The 24,914-nt window shown below is 38.2% G+C and carries 23 protein-coding genes; 16 read left to right on the top strand and 7 right to left on the bottom strand.

What is annotated here, in order from left to right; genetic code table 11:
• Positions 1-242 precede the first annotated feature (242 nt).
• The 7 genes from ACTBZY_RS24090 (at position 243) to ACTBZY_RS24060 (ending at position 5,518) form a co-directional block, all read left to right on the top strand.
• Positions 243-791 (top strand): hypothetical protein, encoded by a 549-nt coding sequence (locus tag ACTBZY_RS24090; protein ID WP_463048960.1) that lies wholly within the window; start codon positions 243-245, stop codon positions 789-791.
• Between the two features lie 56 nt (positions 792-847).
• Complete coding sequence (locus ACTBZY_RS24085) at positions 848-1,537, top strand: glycoside hydrolase family 25 protein (protein WP_463048959.1); 690 nt, start codon at positions 848-850, stop codon at positions 1,535-1,537.
• Between the two features lie 180 nt (positions 1,538-1,717).
• Positions 1,718-2,656, top strand: a complete 939-nt coding sequence (locus ACTBZY_RS24080) for a M20/M25/M40 family metallo-hydrolase (protein ID WP_463048958.1) — start codon at positions 1,718-1,720, stop codon at positions 2,654-2,656.
• A gap of 487 nt (positions 2,657-3,143) precedes the next feature.
• The gene (locus ACTBZY_RS24075; protein WP_463048957.1) at positions 3,144-3,389 is read left to right on the top strand and encodes a ribbon-helix-helix domain-containing protein; all 246 of its coding nucleotides are present in this window, start codon (positions 3,144-3,146) and stop codon (positions 3,387-3,389) included.
• A gap of 190 nt (positions 3,390-3,579) precedes the next feature.
• Positions 3,580-4,068: a type II RES/Xre toxin-antitoxin system antitoxin gene (gene parS, locus ACTBZY_RS24070; protein WP_463048956.1), complete on the top strand. Its 489-nt coding sequence runs from the start codon at positions 3,580-3,582 to the stop codon at positions 4,066-4,068.
• Positions 4,068-4,529, top strand: a complete 462-nt coding sequence (locus ACTBZY_RS24065; RefSeq protein ID WP_463048955.1) for an RES family NAD+ phosphorylase — start codon at positions 4,068-4,070, stop codon at positions 4,527-4,529. Before parS ends, ACTBZY_RS24065 begins: the two co-directional genes overlap by 1 nt.
• A 95-nt stretch (positions 4,530-4,624) precedes the next feature.
• Positions 4,625-5,518, top strand: a complete 894-nt coding sequence (locus ACTBZY_RS24060; RefSeq protein WP_463048954.1) for an NAD-dependent epimerase/dehydratase family protein — start codon at positions 4,625-4,627, stop codon at positions 5,516-5,518.
• A 109-nt stretch (positions 5,519-5,627) separates the two neighbouring features.
• On the opposite strand, the gene ACTBZY_RS24055 is transcribed toward ACTBZY_RS24060, so the two are convergent.
• Positions 5,628-7,607, bottom strand: a complete 1,980-nt coding sequence (locus ACTBZY_RS24055; protein WP_463048953.1) for a VCBS repeat-containing protein — start codon at positions 7,605-7,607, stop codon at positions 5,628-5,630.
• A 261-nt stretch (positions 7,608-7,868) separates the two neighbouring features.
• Between ACTBZY_RS24055 and ACTBZY_RS24050 the strand changes: the two genes are divergently transcribed.
• The gene (locus ACTBZY_RS24050) at positions 7,869-10,112 is read left to right on the top strand and encodes a hypothetical protein (protein WP_463048952.1); all 2,244 of its coding nucleotides are present in this window, start codon (positions 7,869-7,871) and stop codon (positions 10,110-10,112) included.
• 194 nt (positions 10,113-10,306) lie between these two features.
• Positions 10,307-11,653 (top strand): sulfatase, encoded by a 1,347-nt coding sequence (locus ACTBZY_RS24045; protein WP_463048951.1) that lies wholly within the window; start codon positions 10,307-10,309, stop codon positions 11,651-11,653.
• 26 nt (positions 11,654-11,679) lie between these two features.
• Here the strand turns inward: ACTBZY_RS24045 and ACTBZY_RS24040 are convergent, their stop codons facing one another.
• The 3 genes from ACTBZY_RS24040 to ACTBZY_RS24030 are packed head-to-tail and all read right to left on the bottom strand — an operon-like array spanning position 11,680 to position 13,939.
• Positions 11,680-12,390 (bottom strand): ABC transporter permease, encoded by a 711-nt coding sequence (locus ACTBZY_RS24040; protein WP_463048950.1) that lies wholly within the window; start codon positions 12,388-12,390, stop codon positions 11,680-11,682.
• Between the two features lie 2 nt (positions 12,391-12,392).
• Positions 12,393-13,091 (bottom strand): hypothetical protein, encoded by a 699-nt coding sequence (locus ACTBZY_RS24035; protein WP_463048949.1) that lies wholly within the window; start codon positions 13,089-13,091, stop codon positions 12,393-12,395.
• Complete coding sequence (locus ACTBZY_RS24030; protein WP_463048948.1) at positions 13,088-13,939, bottom strand: ABC transporter ATP-binding protein; 852 nt, start codon at positions 13,937-13,939, stop codon at positions 13,088-13,090. Before ACTBZY_RS24030 ends, ACTBZY_RS24035 begins: the two co-directional genes overlap by 4 nt.
• 227 nt (positions 13,940-14,166) lie before the next feature.
• Here ACTBZY_RS24030 and ACTBZY_RS24025 point away from each other — a divergent pair, with 227 nt between their 5' ends.
• Together ACTBZY_RS24025 and ACTBZY_RS24020 are read left to right on the top strand one after the other, a co-directional pair.
• Positions 14,167-14,745 (top strand): Crp/Fnr family transcriptional regulator, encoded by a 579-nt coding sequence (locus ACTBZY_RS24025; RefSeq protein ID WP_463048947.1) that lies wholly within the window; start codon positions 14,167-14,169, stop codon positions 14,743-14,745.
• Between the two features lie 65 nt (positions 14,746-14,810).
• Positions 14,811-15,392, top strand: coding sequence for an NAD(P)H-dependent oxidoreductase (locus tag ACTBZY_RS24020; protein WP_463048946.1), 582 nt, complete (start codon positions 14,811-14,813; stop codon positions 15,390-15,392).
• A 62-nt stretch (positions 15,393-15,454) separates the two neighbouring features.
• Here the strand turns inward: ACTBZY_RS24020 and ACTBZY_RS24015 are convergent, their stop codons facing one another.
• Positions 15,455-16,663 (bottom strand): NAD(P)/FAD-dependent oxidoreductase, encoded by a 1,209-nt coding sequence (locus tag ACTBZY_RS24015; protein WP_463048945.1) that lies wholly within the window; start codon positions 16,661-16,663, stop codon positions 15,455-15,457.
• 245 nt (positions 16,664-16,908) lie between these two features.
• Between ACTBZY_RS24015 and ACTBZY_RS24010 the strand changes: the two genes are divergently transcribed.
• The gene (locus ACTBZY_RS24010) at positions 16,909-17,199 is read left to right on the top strand and encodes a hypothetical protein (protein ID WP_463048944.1); all 291 of its coding nucleotides are present in this window, start codon (positions 16,909-16,911) and stop codon (positions 17,197-17,199) included.
• Positions 17,200-17,345: 146 nt separating this feature from the next.
• Complete coding sequence (locus ACTBZY_RS24005; protein ID WP_463048943.1) at positions 17,346-18,044, top strand: DUF4377 domain-containing protein; 699 nt, start codon at positions 17,346-17,348, stop codon at positions 18,042-18,044.
• Between the two features lie 7 nt (positions 18,045-18,051).
• Here ACTBZY_RS24005 and ACTBZY_RS24000 read toward each other — a convergent pair whose 3' ends face one another.
• A complete protein-coding gene (locus tag ACTBZY_RS24000; protein WP_463048942.1) occupies positions 18,052-19,281 on the bottom strand; it encodes a PQQ-dependent sugar dehydrogenase in 1,230 nt (409 codons plus the stop codon).
• 248 nt (positions 19,282-19,529) lie between these two features.
• On the opposite strand from ACTBZY_RS24000, the gene ACTBZY_RS23995 reads away from it, so the two are divergent.
• From ACTBZY_RS23995 to ACTBZY_RS23985, 3 genes are all read left to right on the top strand, one after another.
• On the top strand, positions 19,530-21,383 hold the full coding sequence (locus ACTBZY_RS23995) for a heparinase II/III domain-containing protein (protein WP_463048941.1): 1,854 nt from the start codon (positions 19,530-19,532) through the stop codon (positions 21,381-21,383).
• A gap of 88 nt (positions 21,384-21,471) precedes the next feature.
• Positions 21,472-23,589 carry a M3 family metallopeptidase gene (locus ACTBZY_RS23990; protein WP_463048940.1) on the top strand — a complete coding sequence of 706 codons (2,118 nt, stop codon included), beginning with the start codon at positions 21,472-21,474 and terminating at the stop codon, positions 23,587-23,589.
• A gap of 148 nt (positions 23,590-23,737) precedes the next feature.
• Positions 23,738-24,223: an ExbD/TolR family protein gene (locus ACTBZY_RS23985; RefSeq protein WP_463048939.1), complete on the top strand. Its 486-nt coding sequence runs from the start codon at positions 23,738-23,740 to the stop codon at positions 24,221-24,223.
• Here ACTBZY_RS23985 and ACTBZY_RS23980 read toward each other — a convergent pair.
• Positions 24,224-24,914 (bottom strand): DEAD/DEAH box helicase (locus ACTBZY_RS23980; RefSeq protein ID WP_463048938.1); only part of this gene is annotated, 691 nt, incomplete at its 5' end. It lies immediately after the preceding gene.

The raw sequence follows: 24,914 nt of genomic DNA, 5'->3' as shown, positions 1-24,914 counted from the left end.
GGGATTTTTTGTTTGCCTCCTTCCAAAAAATAGATGGTCTTTAATAGTGTCAAATACTGATTAAATGGTAGCATTTTTTTGTACCTTTAGTTTTTAATCATTGAAAAAGACTAACCGTTTATAGGAATACGATTACGATGATCTATGCTTACAGGCTTGGTCATTAAAGCCTCCTACTGAACAGCCTCAAAACTTATGAGCCAGTACCGATTTAACATCAAGAAATTGGCCTTCCTCAAGTCATGAAAATAGACCTTAGAACATGCCTAATAATACTATTTGTGAGCAGCCTTTTGGGCTGCAATTCCGATAGTAATAGTAAAACAACCGCCGAAACAATTCATGAAAATGCTCCGTTAATCCATGACCCTATTATTGGACTGTCGTATGATTTGCCCCAATCCTATTATCAGTCTATAGCCCCTTTTAGTGACATAGATAAAGAAGGAAAAGTGGTTGGTGTGGAAGAAGAATATAGGGATTCATTGAATGGGAACACCATTATTATCGGGCTTTCACTTAACCAAGATATGGTTCAAAAAGACAACAATAACGTACTTCCTATTACAGCTAATTCCATATGGACAGAAAAAATCACTAAAGATGGAAAAGGAAAAGATTTAGCTCAAGGACGCTATTTAAGCAAGGTTAAATTTTATATGGAGCCAGATAGATACTATACCGTATCTCTTATTTCTAAAACGGATTCACTTGGAGCTGAAATCATGAATATGAAGTTAAAAGCCCTTAAAACCGAAGCCGATTTTATAGACCCAAATGTTAGAAACTAAATATTTACCAAAGGAATTCTCTATCTCAAATATCCATAGACTATAATAAAATTGAAATGTTTAAAAGAGATTATAATTTCTTATCCAATCTAGGCCCCGGAATAGCTCAGCGTATACTGGGAGTAGATGTTAGTCACCATCAAGGAGTCATCGATTGGTCAAAAGTATCACAAGAAGGGAAGACTTTTGCTTATGTTAAATCTACCGAAGGCATGACACATATCGACCCAAAATTCCATGATAATATCAGAAATGGTGCTAAAGCCGGATTGGTTATGGGTGCTTATCATTTTGCTCGTCCAGACAATAATACCGCACAAAATGACGCCACCAACTTTATAAATACGGCTGGTCCTTATATTGGAAAAGGGAAATTACCTCCTGCTTTAGATTTGGAAGACCAAGTAGGGCTTAATTCCTTATCTAGCTTGTATACGAGCACCCAGCTGACCAATTGGGTCAAAGAATGGTTAACCATTGTAGAAGATACTACAGGAATTGCTCCAATCATTTATACCAATTCTTTTTATGCCCAGTTCTTAAATAGCTCTATAAACGCCTACGGATTATGGATAGCGAAGCCAGATACCAGTCCAACTACCCGTTCTACAGATTTAGGAATATGGAATAACGAGAAACTAAAACAGTATTCGTGGAAAGGCTCAGTCAATGGCATTTCTGGTTTTACAGACTTAAATGCATTTATTGGAAACATTCATGACTTTAATGATTTTATAAAAGCTTAGCATAATCATCACACCGAAGGCATTTCACCTCCCTGAGTATCTCTTTTTTTTTGAATCATAACTTCTGTAGGGAGTAGTATCATGAGCGTTTCCCAAAGCGAATCCTAACAAATAGAGCTTACTGATTTCTGCCTACGCCTCATTTTTGCTTCTTTTGCAAAAACACATTTATCCCGCTTTATGAAAGCCAAACTTATCGCTTTTTGTCTGTTATGTTTTACGGCAAATGCTTTTGGACAGCAGTATCAAGAACACGTCTATTTTCTATCAAAAGAGTCGATGAAAGGTCGTGGAACAGGAAGTAAAGAAGCCAACAAGGCTGCCAAATATATCAAAAAGACTTTCAAAGCATATGGCTTAGCACCTAAAGGCACTCGTAGGTATTATCAAGATTTTGAAGCCAAAGTAAGACGAGTAGCGGTGCCTGATAGTATCCGACCCGCCAAAAACGTCATAGGTTTTTTAGATAATGGAGCTCAAAAAACAATGGTTATTGGAGCACATTATGACCATATAGGAGAAGGCAAACAAGGAAGTTTAAAGGACAGCACTGCTTATGGTAAAATCCATAATGGTGCCGACGATAATGCCTCTGGTGTGGCAGGTTTATTAGAACTGGCGAGGTATTTTAGTCAGAACAAAATCGTAGAACCTGTCAACTTTCTATTTATTTCTTTTGGTGCAGAAGAGTTGGGATTGGTTGGTTCTCGTTACTTTGTAAATCATCCCACCATCGATTTAAAAAGTGTTCATTTCATGCTAAACATGGACATGATAGGCCGCTTTAATGCTGAAAGAGGCGTATCGATTATTGGTTATGGCAGTAGCCCAGAATTTGAGCCTATGATGGAGCAAATAGACAAAGAAAAGCACGTAAAATTTTACACAGGCTACGAAGGACGTGGCGGTTCTGACCAAACTTCTTTTTACGAAAAAGACATTCCCGTTATGTTTTTCCATACCGGTGGACATCCCGACTATCATAAACCCACCGACGACCCAGAAAAGGTTGATTACGAATCATTGGCAGGCATAGTGGAATTAGAAAAGGCTATTATTAAAGTTAGCTTTAGTTTTGACACGCTGCACTTTAGAAATACGGATCCTAAGGAGGAATAGTAGGTTTGCCTCAACATCGTCTACTAATAGACTCTGCTTCCTTAACCAAAGAAGCATTTACAGAGTTTGAATTCCATTCTAAAAACCAAAATCATTTGACTCGTTTTCTTCGCTGACCTAGCCGCCTGCCTGTCCTCCTATCGGCGGATAAATCGGCAGACAGCAGGGTCGGGCATTCATTTTTGTTTGGGCAAAAACGAACCGCAGCGGCGAACCGTCAAAAACCACACACAAAATAAACTTGTACAATCAAAACTCTTAACATTTGAAAGCATAATTTAAAATTCTATACTTGAATTTTGACTGTCCTTCAAACAGTATTTTGTTAAATCCGAAAACTCATATCAATATATATTTGCCTCGACATGCCGCCTACTTTTCCACATTACTGAGGACTGACGCAGTTCCACATCTTAAAGTGCAATTTTAAGAGGATTGGAGTTTGGTGCACTTTTGGTGTATATTTACATCACAACAAATTAATAATATGGCAAGACAAAGCATTTCTTTAACACAACCAAATGATGAATGGTTAAAAAGTCAGGTTGATAGCAAAGAATATTCAAGTAAAAGTGAATTGATAAATGACTTGGTAAGACAAGCAAGGAAACAACAGCGTCAAATAGATTGGATTGGAGCTAAACTGGAAAGAGCTGAGTATAGTGGCTTTTCAAATGATAGTCCAGAGCAAATATTAAAAGAATCAAAGGCTTTACTTAATGGTGAAGCATAAATTCGCGACATTGAAAGAAACGAAAGTGTGAATTATTGTCACCCTTTCCCTCAATAGCATCTCAGAATGAACTGCGATTCTTTAGAATTATTATAGAGATTTACAATATTGTAAGTCAAGAAACATTAATGTCGAATTGTCGTTTATTTAAGTACAATTGTCGTTATTTAAGTATTGAAACTTAAGTCAAATGGAAAAAACATTATTAAAACGTGATAGCAATGAATTAAAAACATTCATCAAACACTTTGAAAGAGGAAAAGGTATAAAACCCAAAGATGTTACTTATTCTAGATTTTTAAGCGATAAGCTATTGGTAGCTAAAGCTGTTAAAAGAGGTGTACCTACCGTACTTTTTTCCGAAATAAAATCCAATTCACCATTTAACGACATTCAATGGTCGGCATTTTTGGACATCAATATTCGTACACTTCAAAGATACCGCAAAGAAGAAGGGCATGTATTTAAGCAAATTCAAAGTGAAAAAATATTCGAATTGGCAGAAGTAGTTGATTTAGGTAACGAGGTTTTTGATTCGCCAGAAGATTTCACAATTTGGCTTAACACACCTTCTTTAGCTTTAGGAAAAAATAAACCAATAGATCTATTAGACTCTTCATTCGGTAAGGACATCGTAATGGCTGAGTTAAACCGAATTGAATATGGTGTTTTTGTCTGATGATAGTTTACAGGTTAAGTCGTAAAAAGTATAAAGATGAATTATCTGGCTATGGAGCTTCTTTAAGTGGCCAAAGGTGGAATTCAAAAGGCACAGAAGTTATTTATACTGCACAATCACGAGCATTAGCAAATAGTGAAGTCGCGGTTCATATTGCTTTGGGCATTTTACCGAGAGATTATTTCATGGTAGAAATAGAAATCCCAGATGCGTTAAAAATTCTAGAAATTGCTTCTAAAGATTTACCTGAAGGATGGAATTCGTTACCTTCTAAACCAGATAGTCAAAAATTTGGAGATGATTTTGTTAAATCAAATACACACGCAATTCTCAAAGTTCCAAGTGTAGTGGTTAAGGGAGAATACAATTATATCTTAAACCCACGTCACCAAAATTTTTCAAAAATTAGAATCATTAAAACAGAACCCTACCCTTTCGACCCTCGATATTTCAATAATTAAAAGAAACATTAAGTTTCTTAATTTCTCCTCTTGCAATGTCTCCGAACTAACATAGCTTTGTAAGAGAGGGAATCCCAATAAAAGCATTAATACACATGAGAATATTTTTTACAGGCGGCTCAGGTAAAGCAGGTAAACACGTGATACCCTATTTATTAGAACAAGGGCACAGCGTCTTAAATGTAGATTTGACGCCTTTAAACTACCCTGGCGTAGATAATCTGACAGCAGACATTACAGATTCTGGACAGATGTTTAATGCCATGAGTTCTTATGCTAACTTAGGTGAATTAGAGGCTGGTACTGGCGTACCAAAGTTTGATGCGGTTGTACATTTTGCGGCTGTACCTCGTATTCTTATCAAACCTGATAATGAAACTTTTAGGGTCAACACCATGGGGACTTATAATGTTATAGAAGCTGCTGTTAAACTAGGTATCAAAAAGATTATCATTGCTTCCTCAGAAACCACCTATGGCATCTGTTTTACAGATGGCGAAACCGACCCTAAAGTATTGCCCTTACAAGAAGATTACGACGTAGACCCGATGGATAGCTATGGTTTATCAAAAGTGGTCAATGAAAAAACGGCAAGAAGTTTCCAGCGTAGGTCAGGTTTTGATATTTATGCTCTTCGCATAGGAAACGTGATAGAACCCCACGAATATGCTGAGCTATTTCCTGATTATTTCAAAAATCCAGAAGTCCGACGAAGAAATGCGTTCTGCTATATAGATGCCAGAGATTTAGGGCAGATAGTAGATTTATGCTTGCAAAAAGACAAGCTTGGTTATCAGGTTTTCAATGCAGGAAACGACCACAATGGAGCCATTATTCCTACTAAAGCATTAGCCGAAAAGTTCTTTCCAAATGTACCTATTCAAGGTGAATTAGAAGAGCATGAAGCCCTATTCTCAAATCGTAAAATTCGTGAGGTATTGGGCTTTAAAGAGCAGCATAATTGGCGAAAATACTTAAAGGGAGAGTGAGCTTAACCGTTTTAGATTAGTCTATTTTCCGCTTCCCAACGAATTTTCCAAAGTTTTTTTTCAATTCAGAGCCTCCGAAGAGACTCTGAATTGCATATAGAACAAGTCCCTATTTCCTGTCAAACACATACAAAAAACCATCTTCCGCTCCAACGAGTAAACTTGGCTTGTCCTTTTTATTTAATTTTATCATAGTGGGTGAGGTGGTATGTCCTGCTAGCATTTGCTTTGACAAATCGCCTCTAAAAGCTAATTGTACTTTACCGTTTTCTGTACCCACGTTTTCAAAAAGCACCACATTTAATCCGTTAACTATTAAGTCTAAGTCGCCATCTTCATCCCAGTCTACAAAACACCATTTCCGTCTACCGCTGCCACCTGCTTCGGCTGAGTTTAATCTTAAAGGGCCATTTTGGGTACTTTCCACTTTGTTTCTATTGGTAAACACAGCACCTTCCACACCATAAAAAATACGATTCCCTGGTTTTAGTTTAAGAAATCCCCCTTCTTTAAAACGTTCAAAATAGGCTAGATATCCTTCATGGTCTAGCATCACCAAATCCATAAGCCCATCCTTGTTCCAATCTATGGCATTCGGTGTCGTTCGCCACTGCGTTGCCAATTCTGTTGCTTTGGGCGTCCACCAGTTCCATTTTGGTTTAGGCACTTCCATTTGGTGCCAATCCATCACCACGGGTTCTGACTCCGCCAAACTTGGTTTTCCTTTTGAACCAATATTCTTATGCCATGCTATGCTCCCCCAAATAGAATTCACAAGAATATCCTTTAAACCATCGCCATCCCAATCGGCCACTGAAAGGGTGGTATAGCCCCATTTCGCTTCTGCCGGCCCTTGAATAGAACCGCCATCACCCGCCAAATAACGAATAGGTCTGCCCCTTGATTCTAAATAAACGGGCTCCGCCCATTTACCACCTAGATTTTCTATAAAACCAATATAACCAGCAGAATTTCCACAGATGATGTCTTCATCGCCGTCATCATCCCAATCCACGGCGAACGGCGTAACCAAAGCCCCAAATTTTATGTTATCGGCTTTTTGCTGAAAGTATTTCGGACTTTCAAACTGTGGCATGTGGTCTTTTACCATACCCGTATTTTCTACCCAAGCCACACGGCCATCTTCATCGCCAATGATAAGGTCTATATCTCCATCTTTATCCCAATCTATGGCTGTAGGAATAATCATCTCCAAATCCATTTTTATCAAGCCCGTAGCATTGGTAAGAAATCTTCCTGCGGCAAAAACAGGTTTATTTCGAGAACCCACATTTTCAAACCAAGTTAGCCTGTCCAGAAACTCGCCACATATCAAGTCTAAATCGCCATCGCCATCAAAATCATACATGTTTGGAGAGGGAGCTCCGTAGACATCAATCGGTTTATTATCCGCTAATATCTTACCTCTGTTTTCATAATTTCCATTGACGTTTTCCAGATAGTATACAAAACCTCGCAGCGAGCCGTTTGTCCAATTTCCTTCTGAGTCAAATGCATTATCCCAGCCATAATCCGACCAGTCATCTATTCCTGCTAGTAAATCTTGGTCGCCATCTCCGTCATAATCCACATATTTCCATTGGCTAAATCTAATCTTTTTATGATTTTTTTCTAATACTTCATTGTCAAATATCTTTTTAGAATTCCCAAAAAGCTCCGTTTTGAAATTCTGATATTCTACGCCTTCCGCTAAAACCTTTGGCTCTCCATTCACATAAGAAACCTGAAGGTTTTTATATCCTTCCCCAATTAATTTACCTTTTTCAAAAACGATTTCATGACCATTTTTTTTAGATTTATTCTCAAAAAAATAGGTTCCATTGGAGGGTTTATCGGGGCAGGAAACGATTAAATCCATGTCGCCATCATTATCAAAATCCATAGGAAGTGGCCAAGCCCACAGGCCTACACCTAAATCCACCTTAAGGTCAGGATTTTGATAGGCTAATTTCTGAAAGTCGGCTTTGTCTAGATTGGCAATCGGCTTTGTGGTTTTACAGCCAAGGAAGACGAAAAAGGTCAGGGCAAAAATTACGGCGTAGGCAGTTAGCTTTTCAATAGATTTCATTTCACTTTTTTATGGGTTGAATATATGCTTTAGCACTAGCTTAAATTTATCGCTTTTAAAATCAAATAACCAAGCGAGTATTATGAAATAGATAAAAAGAGGGTATGCGAAGTTTTAATTATACCTCCCCATATTCATAAATAAGACCTTATTTACGTTTCGTAGCGATTTATATTATCTTGGCTATTCAACCAATTCGTTACAATGATTTTCAAGCCATCTCCTTACAAAAAACTTGGCAGACACCTCTGCTTGTTACTAATGACGATCTCACTATTTGCTTGTTCTTCCTTAAAAAAGAACAGTTTTAGTACCGACTATTTTGAAATACAAATCGATAAGAAGGGTTTTATCACGCGTATGGCAAATACTTCCAAAGAAGGATATCGAGCATACAGTCCATCGGATAAACCATCGCCATTAATGCAGCTTTATGATGGCAAAAAGAAGGTTTATTTTGAACCCATTGATGCAGCATTTAATCAGGCAAATAATAGCATTAAACTGACTTATGCCAACGGTTCTGTGGCTCAAATCTCCTTAAGGCCTCAAGAGAAATATTTCAAATTAACATTAGCGTCGCTTAGCCCACGAAATGGAATTGATGGCATACAATGGGGACCATATCATACCAATATCACCAACTTGTTTGGAGAAATTATTGGCGTAGCGAGAGATACCAGCGAAACGAATAATTATGCCATAGGTATGCTGGCTCTGGACGACAATACCCTAGGTGGCACCTCTGAAACCATCGCCGATGCTGCACCGTTTCAGTATATCATTCATTCTCCAGATGCTCAGCTCTATCCACTGCCAGATTCCTTACATGAAGGACAAATTTTCACTTTGGGGGGAGATGGCATTAGCGATGTGGCCTTTTATGCCCACAAAGAACCGTATTACAGAATCATGTATGGCAACTCTGCCATGGTAGATTCTTTGGGCAGAATTTCAATTAATTACCACTCCAGAGATAGAACCTTTGAGCGAGAAGTATATTATTCCCTTATACCAAATATGGCAGCCAATACGCCAAACCATTTGGAGATTGAACCATTACCAGGAGTTGATTTCATAGGTTCATCCATTGCTTTGTGGGGCAGCCCAGACAGCACGGCACTGATGGATGTGATTCAGGACATCGTATTGAAAGAAAACTTGCCCTACCCTACCATTGATGGAAAATGGGTGAAAGACCCTGCCGCTTTTGTGCCTGATGCAATGACTAATGGAAATTTAAATGATAGTATCATTTCTTATACATCCAGATTGGGTTTTAAGGCCATCAGTTTGTATGACCAAGGTTTTATAAAGCCAGACCGAGGAAATGAAGGGTACATTGACGGGAAAAACTTTGAGACCAAACCGATAAAATTAAGCTCAGGAAACAAATCTCATAAGGAGTTTTCTGTCATGGCGGCAAAGTATGGTATTACAATAGGAAGAACACCGATAACTAATTCATTGGCTCCTGGCACAAAAGACGCCAGTCCTATACCAAGTGACAGTTTATGCTATCAGCAGAAGCGATTGTTGGTCAAAAATATTAGTTCTACCGATACCGTGATTATTGTGGATGACCCTACGCACCTTGAGGAGGTAGCCAGTTGGGAAGGGCATGCCGAAAACCTTAACATGATAAAAATAGGCAAGGAGTTGATTTATTATCTTGGGGTCTCTCAAGAAGAACCATACAGACTACTGAATGTAAAACGGGGCTACTGGGAAACCACGCCTACGACTCATCAAGCCAACGATACCATTTATAAGCTGCAAGTCACCCTGAATTATGGTTATGATGGTTTGATACCCAACATGCAGCTTCAGGATAAAATTGCTGAATACTATGCTGATGTTTGTGCTATTAATGGGCTAGGTTATTACGATTTCGACGGACAAGAGTTTTTGTTTAATAACGGACATGGTTACTACTCGGCAAAACGTTTTTTCGGTAAAATGTTTGAAAGGGCCGAAGTCCTGAACCTCCCCCCTATTCGTTTCACGGGTGCCACATTATCAGAGGGCTCATGGCATTATCAAAGTATTTGGAATGTAGGTGGCGGAAAAAACCTGTACGATGTAGACACTAGAGAATGGGGCAGCACCACAAGCCAAGGTAAAGACCTTCGTGATGTAACATACGCTAACTTTTTCCCAGTAGGTATGGGTGGAAATTTCCCTATTAAAGCTGAATCGACAGTTGAACAGTATGAACATATTCAAGCTATTTCTGTTGGTGTAGGAACCACATACAGCTTAGTTCTGAATCAGAAAGATGTGGAAAGTTGCCCCAAAAAAGATGCTATTTTCAAAGTAATAAGAACATGGGAAGATGCCCGTGCTGCAAATGCATTTCCACGGGTTGTCAAAAAACTTTTAGCCGACCCAAAAAGGAATTGGAAACTAGAAGAAGGTGAGAACAAGGATACTTGGGTACTTAATGAGTTGCAAAATGGTGACGTGAATAGGACCTTCGTTTTGCATAGAATTGCTGGTTATTGAGAGCATACTCTTTCATTCGTTAGCTAAATACTCTTTAGAAATTCAATTTTGACATAATTACCCCTTTTATGAGACATAGAAACCTTTGATTTTCATTTCCTTTGAGTTTACTAACCAATGGCCGTTTGCCAAGAATTCAGATGAAACACTCCCGTTTATCAATCGCTCTATTTTCTATTCTCCTGTGTTTCTCGATGAGTTCTCAAGCACAGCATAAGTCAAAGCCAAATATTGTCCTGATAAACGTAGATGACATGGGCTGGAAAGATGTGGGCTTTATGGGAAGCCAATATTACGAAACACCCAACATAGATCTTTTGGCTGGCATGGGTATGATTTTCACCAATGGCTATGCGGCATCGGCAAATTGTGCTCCTAGTAGAGCTTCTTTAATGACAGGGAAATGGACACCACGTCATGGTATTTACACGGTAGACGACTCAGAAAGAGGGCCCTCAAAACATAGAAAACTTATTCCTACCAAAAACACCGTAACACTGAGTAAAGAGCATGAAATAATGCCAGAAATACTCAGTAAAAACGGCTACATAACATGTCATGCCGGAAAATGGCATTTGAGCGATAACCCTTTAGAATATGGTTTTCAAGTAAATATTGGAGGAGCACATAATGGTCATCCTAAGAGCTACTATCCTCCTTATAAAAACGTCAATCTTACAGGAGATGCAGACCAATACCTTACAGATTTAATCATGGAGAAAACCTTAGCATTTGTAGATAGTACTAAGTTTCCATTCTTCCTATATTATGCTCCATACGCCGTTCACACGCCTATAGACCCCGTAAAAAGTCTGTTGGCTAAATACCAAAACAAACCAGGTTCCGATGGTCAAGACAACCCTGAATACGCCACCATGGTAGAAAATCTTGATAGAAACATTGGTCTGTTAATAGATAAATTAAAAGACAAAGGAATCTTCGATAATACGTTCATCATCTTCACATCCGACAACGGCGGTTTATACGGTATCACCAAACAACGGCCGCTTAGAGCAGGAAAAGGAAGTTATTATGAAGGTGGTATTCGTGAGCCTTATATTTTCGTTATGCACGACAAAATCAAGGCTAATGCTAAAAGTGATGTACCTATCACTAATTTGGATATTCTGCCCACTATTTTAGCATATGCAGGCATCCAAGAAAACACATCTAAAATGGATGGAGATAACCTTAGTCCCATTTTAGAAGGAAAAAAAACCGAGCTAGAACGTCCATTGTTTTGGCACTTCCCTATCTATTTACAGGCTTATAATGTGCACGACAACGAAAATCGTGATTCATTGTTCAGAACTCGCCCGGGTTCTGTGGTAAGATATAAAGATTGGAAACTTCACTACTATTTTGAAAACAATGAAGTGGAGCTTTATAATTTGGCAGAAGATATAGGAGAAAGAAACGACCTTGCTTTAAAAGAGCCAGAAAAAACTGAAGAAATGCTTAACCTCCTCAAAGCATGGTGGAATAAAACGAATGCCCCTATTCCTCAAGAATTGAATCCTGAATATGAAGGGGATATTTAAATACAGTTTCCTATTTCCACAAAAGGCTAAACAAAATGCTTACGAATAAAAACTCTTGAAATAAGCCATAGAAATACCGCAAAGAACACAAAACCAATCGCTATGAATAAGTCGGCGGCATCTCCTTTGCATACATTTTCAATGCTTTGGAAAATCCAGTGAGTGGGTAACACTCCAAAGAAATATTTGAAATTATCTGGTACAAAAAAGGCAGCAATCGGAATTAAAACTAGCATATTAAAGGCTTTGATATATATCATGCCTTGTATTCTATTCTGAACCATAGACGCTATAGAAAGCACATAAACAGGAACCACCAAGGCAGCCAGTAAAGAGATTAAAAGAATATAGCCAAAGCCAATCACAAAGAAAGGTTGCACCCAAAACAAAACCACATTCAATAACACCGTAAAAAGGTAAGGAATCAGAAATCTAGAGACTAGAAACTCAAACTTTGATAATGGAACCACGCCATAAACTTTGGCTATATCAGTCTCCTTTTCATCTATTAAAACCATGGTAGTTATAAAGCTAAATACTTGGGTGTTTTCAATGACCGCTATCACCAAAAAGAGCGATAAATACGGAACAAAAAAGTCATATCTATCGACCATATAAGGCACTCCCCAAAGTATCAAAGCAAACAGAATAACAGGCAAAAATAAAAATGGCTTTAAAGAAGAGTCTCTAAAGATGATTTTAAAATCTGTGATGGCTAGTTTGAATATCTTTCTCATAGCTATTGTTGAACCACCTTCTTTTTAAACCGTATGTAAGCAAAAACATAAAACACCGGTAGCATGAGCATAATGGAAAAATACCCGTACCAATAATTAATAGATGTGCCGCTAATGGCCGCATCTATCAGGTCTACACTCCCTTGAATAGGGAAAAAGTATTTGGCAAAACCAATGTCTATGCCCTCTAAATACTGCAACATGGGCACATTAATAAAAAGCAAAAATATAGGAACAGAAGTCAGAGCAAACTTTAAAAAGTCTGTGGCATAAGTGAGCATATAAAGTCCCAAAAGGGAGGACAAAACACAAATACCGAAGGACCCAGCTGTATAAGAAACTATATCAAAGCTGAAGCCTTTCACCGAAATGGCCAAACCCAAAGAACATATCACGGCCACTATGGAAATAGAGAGCACTTTTGACATCATTAAAGCATGCAGATTAACTGGTGTTACAAAAATAGCGGGCAATATTTGATGCTTTATTTCTGTATATATGGCTAAGGCTATAAAAAAGAACCCAATCACAGAAGGGTCATTTAACACCAATGTTACCAGCAGTTTATCTAAGACAGCCACATCTTTAAAAAAAAATAAGAGCACACCATATATGAGTGTCACCGCAAAACTGATAGTGATGATACTGTTTTTGTGTAAAAGCAGAAACTGCCACTTTAACAGTGTAAAAAAGTTACTCATACTTTAAGGAATTTTCCGGTTACACGTATGAATACTTCTTCTAAAGTAGCTTCTTGGGTGTGAATTCTTTTCACTTCATCACGTTTAATGAAAGCCAAAAAGTCTTGATTTTCACCTAAACCTTTTAATGTAAACTCCTGTGTACTACCGTCATAAAGTTCTACATCCACCGCCTCTCGACCGTACAGCTTTTTTAAGTTTTTAGGCGTATCTGTTACCTGCAATCTACCCTCCACTATAAAAGAGACTCTATCACAAATTTCGTCAGCGGTTTCCATGCTATGCGTAGTCGCAAAAATGGTTTTCCCAGCAACCTTTAAATCTAAAATGTGCTGCTTTATCTTATGAGCATTAACGGGGTCTAGGCCTGAAGTAGGTTCATCAAGAAACAAAATGTCTGGGTCATGCTGAATAGCACGAATAAAGTTGAGCCGCATTTTCATGCCTTTGGAATAAGCCTCCACAGGTTTGTTCATGTCAGCGGTCAAATCCACCATTTCAAAGAGTTCCTCTACTTTCCTAATCTGCTTCTTGGGGTAAAAGGAAGCAAAGAGGTTCATATTTTCTTTCCCTGTTAACTTCAAATAATGGTTTGGCAACTCAAAGCCAACCCCTATTTTCTCAAAATAAGTGCTGTCCCAATCCGACAAGCTTTTACCATCAATTTTAACCAAGCCCTGATACGCATTATAAATTTTGTAAAGTACTTTTTGAGCAGTGCTTTTACCGGCTCCAGAAGGCCCCAAAAAACCAAACACCTCCCCTTTCTCTATATTAAAATTTAAGCCCTTTAAAGTAGGACAGTCATTATCAGGGTATTGAAATACCAAATTCTCAACTTGAATCATATTTCTACTGTTTGTCCAATGTGGGCTTTACTTCTTTTTTGCCGTAATAGCTGGTCTCATTTATCAAAAGAAACCACGAACGGAATTAGGTTATGAAAACTATAAGCATTTTAATAAAAAGAACGCTTTTTAAGAAAAACTGACCGTTTGCATGCCCTAAATTAATCATTTACATTCGTGAAAAATTGACCCAGAACTAAAGAAAATCTGTCAACTGAAACCCAGCAATGAACTACGACAATGTAAAACGCCTTCTAGCCTCCTTCCATATTTTGACAGAAAGAGAAATAGACGACTTCATGGAACAGACCACTTATAAATTGCTCTCAAAATCAGAATACTTTATTCAAGAAGGACAAATTTGCAAACAGGTAGCCATTGTTTTATCTGGTACACTACGCTCCTATTATACCTCCGACAAAGACGAAGAAATGACGTATTGCATCACCTTTCCTAACCACTTCATGACCGCTTATTCTTCGTATTTAACGGGTCAACCAACGCGGGAAAATGTACAGGCCATTACGCAAACAGCATTATTAATCATTACAAAGGAAAAAATTGAGCAGCTGACTGAAAGGAATCCAAACTGTATTCTTTTTCTAAAGGTAATTGCGGAGCAACAATACCTAGAATTGGAAAAAAGATTATTTCAATTACAAAGCAGCGATGCCACAAATCGATACGCTGACTTGATGAAAAATCATCCGAAATATATTCAAAAAATCCCTTTACAGCATTTGGCTTCATTCTTGGGCATTTCGCAGAGGCACTTAAGCAGAATTAGAAAAGAGTTGACTTTATAGACATTTGTCCTTTTTAGCTTAAAGCCTTACAAGTAGTTTTGTGCTTCAACATAAAAGAGCAAAAAGTGCCTAAAAAAATACTGATAATTAATGGACACCCGAATAAAGCAAGTTTAAATTTTGGCTTAGCAAAAGCCTACAAAAAAGGGGCTTTAGAAAGCGGTGCTGAAGTTCAGGAAATTATAATTTCTGCGTTGAATTTTGACCCAAACCTTTCGTTTGGATATCAAAAAAGAATCGAATTAGAACCCGACCTTCTGGCCTCTTGGGAAAAGATCAAATGGGCAGACCATTTAGTTTGGGTTCATCCCGTGTGGTGGGGAGGCGGACCCGCTATCATGAAGGGCTTTATTGATAGACTTTTCTTGCCAGGTTTTGCCTTTCAATACCGAGAGAACTCGATACTTTGGGACAAACTTTTAAAAGGTAAAACCGCTCATATCATTACGACATTGGACCAACCGAGCTGGTACTACTGGCTAATGTATGGCAGACCAAGTGTAAATCAACTCAAAAAATCTACACTGAATTTCTGCGGTATTAAACCCGTCAAAGTTTCCTATTTCGGTATTATCAGAAATTCGAATGAAAGCAAAAGACAACAATGGCTAGCTAAAGTAGAGCTTCTTGGCAGAAGAAATAAATAATACCATGATAACAACAACTTATTGATTTCTGGGCAAATTGGAAAACGAAAAACACAGAAGTATCATCTATCAAACCTGAAATGACTTGTAAGATGGTGCTTTTCGTTTTTTAACCACATAGAAACCATCTCCATACCGGCCACAGAAAAGGTAATTCCGTTTCCGCCAAAACCCAGCACAAAATAACTATTCGGGAAATCCTTATGTTCACCAATATAGGGTAGTCCGTCTTTGGTTTCACCAAAAGTACCCGCCCATGAATAATCCGTTATATGCTCGAATTCCACCATATGTTTTTTGATATATTTTTCTAGCTTGGCTGTTTGCCTAGGTATCAGTTTATCTCTCAAATCGGCATTTTTAAAAGGTATATCCTGACCACCCACCAGTAAACGCCCATCATCTGTACTTCTGAAATACATGTAGGGTTCGTCTGTATTCCAAAAAAGCGTGTCCCTATATCGCTCTATTCCGGGCAGTTCTTGCTCACTCACCATGGCAAAAGACGATAAAAGCTTAACCACATTATTAGAGAAAAGCTCTGTAACCTCGTACCCTGTACTATAGATAATTTTCTGACATGTTATTTTTTGGTCATTGCCCGTAATGGCTATCAGTTTATCGCCCGCCTTTTTTACTTCTTTAAGTTCCGTTCTATCGTATACCGCAAGCCCTTTAGCTTCATTAAAAGTCAACAGATCATTCGCCAGCACATAAGCATCTATCCTACCCCCCATGTCTGTCCATATACCACCGTATGCCTTTCTTATTCCGTAGCTATGTAGAATTTCCTTCTCAGTTAACCATCTCACTGGAAAACCATACTTATCTCGACATTCCAGCTCTTTACGTAGCATAGCGACATAAGATCTTTTAGAGGCATAAAGAAGCGAATTCTGAAATGTGAACCCGCAATCTGAATGTACTTCCTCCACTATCGCTTTTAACTGATTAATAGCATCAAAACAAGCACGGTATGCCTCCACAGCAGGCAGTTCTCCCACTTGCTCTATCAATTTATGTAACGGTATGTCTATTTCATATTGTAACATAGAAGTGGTGGCAGAACTACTTCCGGTAGCCACATCCCTGCGGTCAATAACCACAGCTTTGTAGCCATCTTTTATCACCTGATGAGCCATTAGACTCCCGGTAATACCCGCTCCTACAATAAGCACCTCTGTTTCAATATCCTCTTTAAGTGATGGAAAAGTAGACATAATCCCATTTTTTCGTAGCCAATATGGCTCATTAGATGTGAGTTGCATCATGTTTTAAGTTTCTAATTATTGACGTTTATTCTATCCTGAATGATGTACAAGAAATCGTTTAAAAATCTTGTTCCTTATTCAAGACAGTTTTAATCTTTGACAAAAACTTAGGGCATGATATTTATTTTGATTAGATGGCCTTTGTACTAATAGTTTGCAATAAACCATGCAACCAAACCAAAAAGGAATTCATTAATTAATATACATTTACAAGAAAAATCACTTTTGAAATCTAGAAAACAACTATGCATAAACTGATCCTCCTTCTTTTGCTTTTGGCATGTTCACCTAAAGTAGAAAACCAAAACGATGTTATCAACGGAATGGTAACTGACATAGAAAACGGAAAGGATGGCTATACTGCCACTTTAAAAACCCAGAAAGGTGAAACCTACATGGCCACTATCAGTATTCCTAACCTTGGCAAAAATGGCCATTACAGAAGATTGGAGATAGGCGAAAAGATAAGCTTAAAAGGAGAAGAATGGCTTTCAGATGACGTCAAGCATATAAAGGTTACAGAACTGCTTCCTTAGGCTACTATTCATTTTAATAAAAAGTTAAAACAGCTATCATTAAGATCTTAGTACCTTTTTATGCGTAACTTATTTATGGTTTTACGTATCCGTTTATAAATAAAAGCATCGTAAAGCAGTTAGAATATTTAAGAAAATAGAAAATCATGATTTTAAGAAACATAATTTCGGTAGCTATCATAGCACTATTAGGTTCTTGTGCTACATCTTCTAGCACGAATACAGGTGCTGCCAGCACTTCTACAGAGGCCGTTTACTGGGTAAATGGAAAAAAATCCGACTGTGTGGGTGTGGGCATAAAAGACTGTTTAGAAATACAAAAAGGAGATATAAAAAGCGAGCAAAACTGGAAACTGTTTTATGACTCTATTGAGGGTTTCAATTATGAAGAGGGCTATGTTTATAAACTATTGGTGAAAGAAGAACAGAGCTCTCTAAGACCCGTCCCAGGCGACGCTTCTTTTAAAAATTATAAACTGGTACGTGTTATGCAGAAAAACTACGAACCCAAACTAATCTTAAATGACCAGTGGACGCTCGTAGAATTAAATAATGCTCCAGTGGTAGGAACTAACGCCCCTACCATAGATTTTAATCTAGACCTTAAAAGAATGTCTGCAAACGACGGTTGTAATAATCATGTGGGCGAAATCAAATCTGTGATGGACAACAAAATCAATCTTGGTAATGTCATTGCTACCAAGAAAGCTTGCCCCGAAATGGAACTCGCAAACGAATATGGTATTTTATTAAGCAGAATAGACTCTTACAAAATAGAGAACCAAAGACTTATCATTTTTGATAGTGCCGATAAAGAAATTCTAAGCTTCCGTAAGAGCGACTAATTCACCCCTACTTTTTATATTCTATCTTAAAAATAGTGCCATTCAGGTCGTCAGAGACATACAACTCTCCATGTAAACCTATGGCCAAACCGCATGGGCGGTGCTGGATAGGACCTGTAGGGTTAGCTAAATCTACGCCAGCAAAATTATCAGCAAAGATTTCCCATTTGCCTGTAGGTTTGCCCTTCTTAAAAGGAACAAAAGCTACAAAATAACCTTTTTTAAGCTCTGGAGACTGACCATGAAAGGCCACAAAAGCTCCATTTTGGTATTTCTTAGGGAATGACGTACCTGTATAAAACAACATGTCATTTGGCCCTAAGTGAGCAGGGAAAGCCATAAGTGGGTCTATAGCCTTCTCTCCACCCGTCTTTTTACCATTGCCACCATATTCAGGAGCTAAGATTTTCTTTTTCTGAAACTGGTCGTAATAAATATATGGCCAGCCAGCATCATCATCTTTCTTTAGTTCATACATGGCTTCTCCTGGCAATTCCGAACTTTGTTTAGCAGTATAAAACTCAGGATAAAAATCATGGAATTGACCACGACCATGCACAACTGTGAATAAGCTATTGGTCTCTTTATTCCAGTCCAAGGCCACCGCATTTTTAATTCCCTTGGCATATCTTATGCCATTAGAAAAGGTTTGATTTAAGATTCTCCCATTAAACTTCCAAATACCACCTGCCTCATCTAAAATCGGACATGGCATCATACCCTTACCAGAGTTTTCTATTCTACACGGGTCATTCCATGAACCTATTGTTACATATAAATTATCGTTGTCGTCCATGGTAAATGGCTTGGCATTATCTCTTCCTTTATCCACAAGGCCACTTACTATCATTACAGGCTCCTGATCTTCTGGGAAATTATAGTTTTTATCCAATTCGTATCTATAAATAGACGTGTTAGAAGAGTAATATAAATATCTATCATGGGCTAAAACACCTGTTCCTACCCCCTCACCTATAATTCTGACTTCATCCAAAGAGCCATTTCCTTTGGTGTCTTTTAAAAGTAACAAACCCTTATCGGCCTTTCTATTTACATAAATGTCGCCATTTTTTGCAACGGTCAAATGTCTTGGAGAACCTAAATCTTTTGCAATCACACTTACGGAAAAGTCCTTTGGGACTATAATCTGTGAAGAATTAGTTTGAGCTGATGATATAAAAGAAATGCTTATAAGAAAGCTAAGGCTTAAAAGAGACCTCTGAATATTAATTTTCATCTAAAGTATTAATTAGTTTTAATCACAAAACGGTCGCAAAGGTAAACTAAGTTACCGTTTAATAAAAAAGATTTCAACTACCAAATATGGCTTTTGGGCTTCCAACAGCTTTTATATTTACAATTCCTTTAACTAAAGGATCAACTTTAAACTCATTTTATTCTTTCTTGTCTATATCTATTCGCCTTGTGACTTGAGAAATATTATTTTCTCTAAATTCACAACACAATTCAACCCTAAAAACAGCTATGCAAACGAATCTTTTCGTAAAAATCAGCCTTTTCACTTTCATCAGTTTTTTAAGTTTCAGTCAGGAACTACCAGAAAAAATAATCGGCCATCCTAGAATCCTGTTTTTAGAAGGACAAGAAGATGTCATCAAAGATTCTTTTAAGAATAGCCCTATTAGACAAAAAGCACATGCTGCCATAATTGATGAAGCCAATGCTATTATAGCTCTGCCACTTTTGGAGAGAATCCAGACAGGCAGGAGACTTTTGAGCGTTTCTAGAGAATACCTTCGCCGCTTTCTTTTCTTAGGTTACGCCTACCGATTAACCGACGAAAAAAGGTACTTAGATAGGGTTACGCAAGAAATGCTGACTGTAGCAAAGTTTTCCGACTGGAACCCAAGTCACTTTTTAGATGTAGCCGAAATGACCACTGCCATGGCGATTGCTTACGATTGGTTTTATGATGGTTTAAGTCAGGATACTAAAACAAAGATTAAAACTGCTATCATAGAACATGGCATTAATCCTTCTTATGATGATCAATACAATGGTTTCTTAAAAGCACATCATAATTGGAATCAGGTTTGTAATGCAGGCATGGCTTTCGGGGCATTGGCCATTTACGATGAAGAACCCGAAATGGCTAAAAACACTATTTCAAGAGCCATAGAATCTATTTCCTTACCCATGAAACAATATGCTCCAGACGGTGCATACCCTGAAGGCTACGCTTATTGGGGCTATGGAACCTCCTTTAATGTGCTCTTTATTGATGCCATGATGAAGGCTTTTCAGTCGGATTTTGGTTTAAACAAACTTCCTGGTTTCGACAAAACCGCGGCTTATTTAATGCACATGATTGGACCTTCAAAGAATGCCTTCAACTATTCCGACTGTAGTGATAACATACGAATAAACCCTGCCATGTTTTGGTTTGCCGAACTTAGCCAAGACCCAACTTTACTTTTCTGGGAGAAAAAAATGATAACAACCGCCTTAGAAAAGAACATGAGTCAACGCCTCTCTCCGCTCATGATGATCTGGGGAGCAAATCTAAATTTAGAAAAAGAATTGACCCCAAATGAAAAGGTCTGGTCTGGAAGTGGTGATACCCCTGTGGCTTTGATGCGAAGTTCATGGGATGACAATGGCATTTTTGTGGGTTTAAAAGCAGGCTCTCCTTTTGTAAATCATGCCCATATGGATATCGGGTCATTTGTGATGGATGCTATGGGTGAGCGTTGGGCTATAGATTTTGGTGCTTCTAATTATAACCATCTGGAGACTCAGGGAGTACAAATTTGGGGTAGAGAGCAAGATGCTCAAAGATGGGATGTGTACAGATATAATAACCTTTCACACAGCACACTATCGTACAATAATCAATTTCAAGAAGTACATGGCTATGCCGACATTGACAAAGTGCTGGATACAGAAAATATTCAAGGGGCAATGACGGACATCTCTGCAGTTTATAAATCACAGGTCAAAAGCAGCAAAAGAGCCATTGCTATCAAAGACAAAAGTTATGTAGTGGTGACCGACCAATTAGAAAACAACCAAGAAGCGAAAATACTTCAGTGGCGAATGCCGACAAATGCAAGCATAAAGTCGATGAGTAACTCTGAAATCATACTCACTCAAAATGATAAAACATTACACCTGAAATTACTGAGCCATCAAAAAGTTAAAATGAGAACATGGAGTACCATATCACCAAATAGTTATGACGAGGCCAATCCCAATTCTATTATCGTTGGTTTTGAAATGGAACTAGGTTCTAATGCCCAAGAAACCATTCAAGTGGCTTTGATTCCAGCAAATAATAAGGCCGAAGTAAAACCAATAAACTGGAAGATTTTTGAATAAAAAATCCAACTTGTCCATAGCGTTAAAACTCGCTAAATGGCTTATTTTTGAATAAAAAAACGCCGTCATCAAACGAAAAAAACAAATAATGTCGAAAAAAAACTTCCTTTATGTATTTCTATTGCTAGCCCTAGCAATCATGAATACCTCCTGTGAAAAGTCATCCAAAAATGTTCTATTGAAAAAATGGTCAGGGCCTTATGGCGGAGTACCTGCTTTTGACAAAATGGATGTAAATCTGTTAAAAATTGCTATGGAAACAGGGATGGCAAATCATCTCAAAGAATTAGATGGAATAGCTAATAATGCTAAACCGGCTACTTTTGCCAACACCATTCTGGCGATGGAAAAAAGTGGAAGCGATCTGAATAACGTTATGCCTTACTATGGTATCTACAGCTCTAATACCTCCACAGAGGAGTTTAGAAAAATAGAAGGTGAATTGGCTGGGCAACTTTCCGAGTATAATTCTAAAATTACGCAGAACGAAAAATTGTTTCAACGCGTAAAGACCGTTTATGAGGCCAGCTTAAAAAATCCTTTACCAGAAGACCAGCAGCGAGTGGTTTTATTAACCTACCAAGGTTTTGCCCTGAATGGTGCTGAACTGGATGCAGAAAAGAAAAAAAGGTACGCCGAAATTAATAAAGAGCTGTCTGCTCTTTCTACCATTTTTGGTAATAACGTTTTACACGACGAAGAAGGATATATTACCTATTTAGAAAAAAACCAATTGGGTGGTCTTTCGGAAGCATTTATAAAAAGTGCCGCCAGTGCAGCAGTATCGAATGGTCAAAAAGGCAAATATGCCATCACCAACACCCGCTCTTCTATGGATCCTTTTTTAACTTATTCCTCAGAAAGGGATCTGAGAGAAAAGGTTTGGAAAAACTATTATGCCAGAGGAGACAATGGTGGCGAATATGACAATAATGAGGTCATCGTTAAAATTCTTCAATTGAGAAACGAACGTGTTCATCTTTTAGGTTTTGATAATTACGCCCAATGGAGACTGCAAAACCGTATGGCTAAAAACCCAGAAAATGCACTGGCTTTGCTAGATGCTGTTTGGCCTAGTGCCATAGCACGTGTAAAAGAGGAAGTTAAAGACATGCAGGCCGTGGCTGATGCCGAAAGTGCCAAGATCAAAATAGAGCCTTGGGATTACAGGTTTTATGCCGAAAAAGTTAGAAAGAAAAGGTACGATTTAGACAGCGATGAGGTAAAACAATACTTACAACTCGATAAGCTTAGAGAAGCTATGTTTTATGTAGCTGGAGAACTATTTGACTTCAAATTTTCAGAAATAACAGATGGCAGTGTACCCGTATTTCATGAAGATGTACGCGTATGGGAAGTAAAGGATAAAAATTCCGATAAGCATATTGGATTATGGTATTTAGACCCTTATGCTAGAAAAGGAAAACGCTCTGGAGCATGGGCTACCACCTACAGAGGACATACAGATATGGGCAAAGAAGAGACTGTTTTATGTTCTAACAACTCCAATTTTGTAAAAGGTGAACCTGGCCAGCCGGTTTTAATTTCTTGGGACGACGCCACCACCTTTTTCCATGAGATGGGTCATGCCCTACATTATTTATCTGCCAATGTGAAATACCCAAGCCTTGATGGTAGTTTAAGAGACTATGGTGAATTTCAGTCGCAGCTATTGGAGCGTTGGTTAAGTACTGATGCCGTTATTGAGAATTATCTGGTACATTATAAAACGGGTGAACCTATGCCCAAAGCATTGGTGGCTAAAATTAAAGAAGCTGCGAATTTCAATCAGGGCTTTGGAACTACAGAATATATGGCTTCCGCTATCATGGACATGAAATATCACATGACGGACCCATCAAATTTAGATGTAGACCGCTTTGAAAGAGAAACATTAGAGAGCATCCACATGCCGAAGGAACTGGTTATGAGACATCGCTCGCCACATTTTAATCATGTATTTAGAGGAGAAGGCTATGCTACAGCTTACTATGGATATATGTGGGCAGACGTATTAACAGCAGATGCTGCAGAAGCTTTCTCAGAAGCTCCAGGAGGTTTTTATGATAAAGAATTGGCAAAGAAAATGAAAGAGATACTATTTGCCCCAAGAAACACCGAAGACCCAGCCGAAGCCTATAGAAGGTTTAGAGGTCGAGATGCCACTATTGACGCTTTAATGCGTGACAGAGGGTTTGTGAAATAGATATTAAACAAAAAATTGAATTAAAGAGGGGCTTTTTAGCTCCTCTTTTTTTTATGCTACAGTCAAACTTTGTTCAACTATATTTTTAGTTATGCAAAACTTATGCTACATTCAACTAATCTTTTAGTTCACATTAAAGTATACAATCATGGCAGAAGTAGGAAACAAACAAGCTGGTAAACCAGATATGACGCCCTTGGTAGATTTGGGCTTTTTGCTCATTACCTTTTTCATTTACACCACCACCTTCAGTACACCAAATACAATGGATTTAAACATGCCAAGTACTAAAGGGGAAGTAGGTGCACACATAAAAAAGAGTAACTCTATGACAATTATTCTGGGAAAGTACAATAAAGTCTATTGGCATCAAGAAGAGGTAGCTCTCGTAAAAGAGAGCGACCTTACAGAAACAGATTTCTCCCCAAAAGGCATTCGACAAGCCATAATAAACCAAAAGAGACAGGCTATTGACCCTGAACTGTGGACGGTCATTATTAAACCATCCGATGATTCAAATTGGAAAAACGCTGTTGATATTTTAGACGAAACCGCCATTACAGCCTCCTCAAGAAAAGCTGTAGTAGAATTGTCTAAAAATGAGCGTGAGGTTTATGAAAAAATGGTTTATTGATTATACCCCAGTCAAATCAAAATCTTCCGTAGCTACTTTTTCCACACGCTTACCCATCTTTTTTTGGATAATATAAAAATGCGGTTCTTCCTCATCAGTTACTAAAGAAATGGCCTCACCCATGGCTCCAGCCCTACCCGTTCGGCCTATTCGGTGTATATAATCTTTAGGCGAACGCGGAAGTTCATAATTAATAACACAAGGCAAAAAGTGAATATCAATACCTCTAGCAGCCACATCGGTTGCCACTAAAGCCGTAATTTCCCCCAGTTTAAAGTCTAGCATAGCTTTGTTTCTAGCACTTTGTGTTCTCTTGCTGTGAATGGCACTTGCGGTAATACCATTCTTGTTCAGCTTATTACATACATTATCGGCCGTTCTGATAGACGAAGTAAAAATCAAAACTTTAGTTATTTCCTGATTTTTAATCAAATACCTAAGTAGTGGCCCTTTTCTTTCCAAACTGGTCAAATAGGCTGTTTGTTTGATAGACTCCACGGCATCTTCCTCCTCCGCTATTTCTATGGTCACGGGGTCTGTAAGAAGTTCTTTTTTGAGATCTATAATCTTTGTATCCAGCGTAGCTGAAAACAGTAAATTTTGACGCTTCTTAGGCAGTAGTTTAAGTATTTGACCAAACTCTTCCTGGAAACCTAAATCCAACATCTTATCTGCTTCATCCAGCACGAGT

The organism is Arcticibacterium sp. (assembly GCF_055134445.1).
Note: the sequence above shows the minus strand (reverse complement) of the source record. Positions and strands in the feature narration are given on the sequence as shown.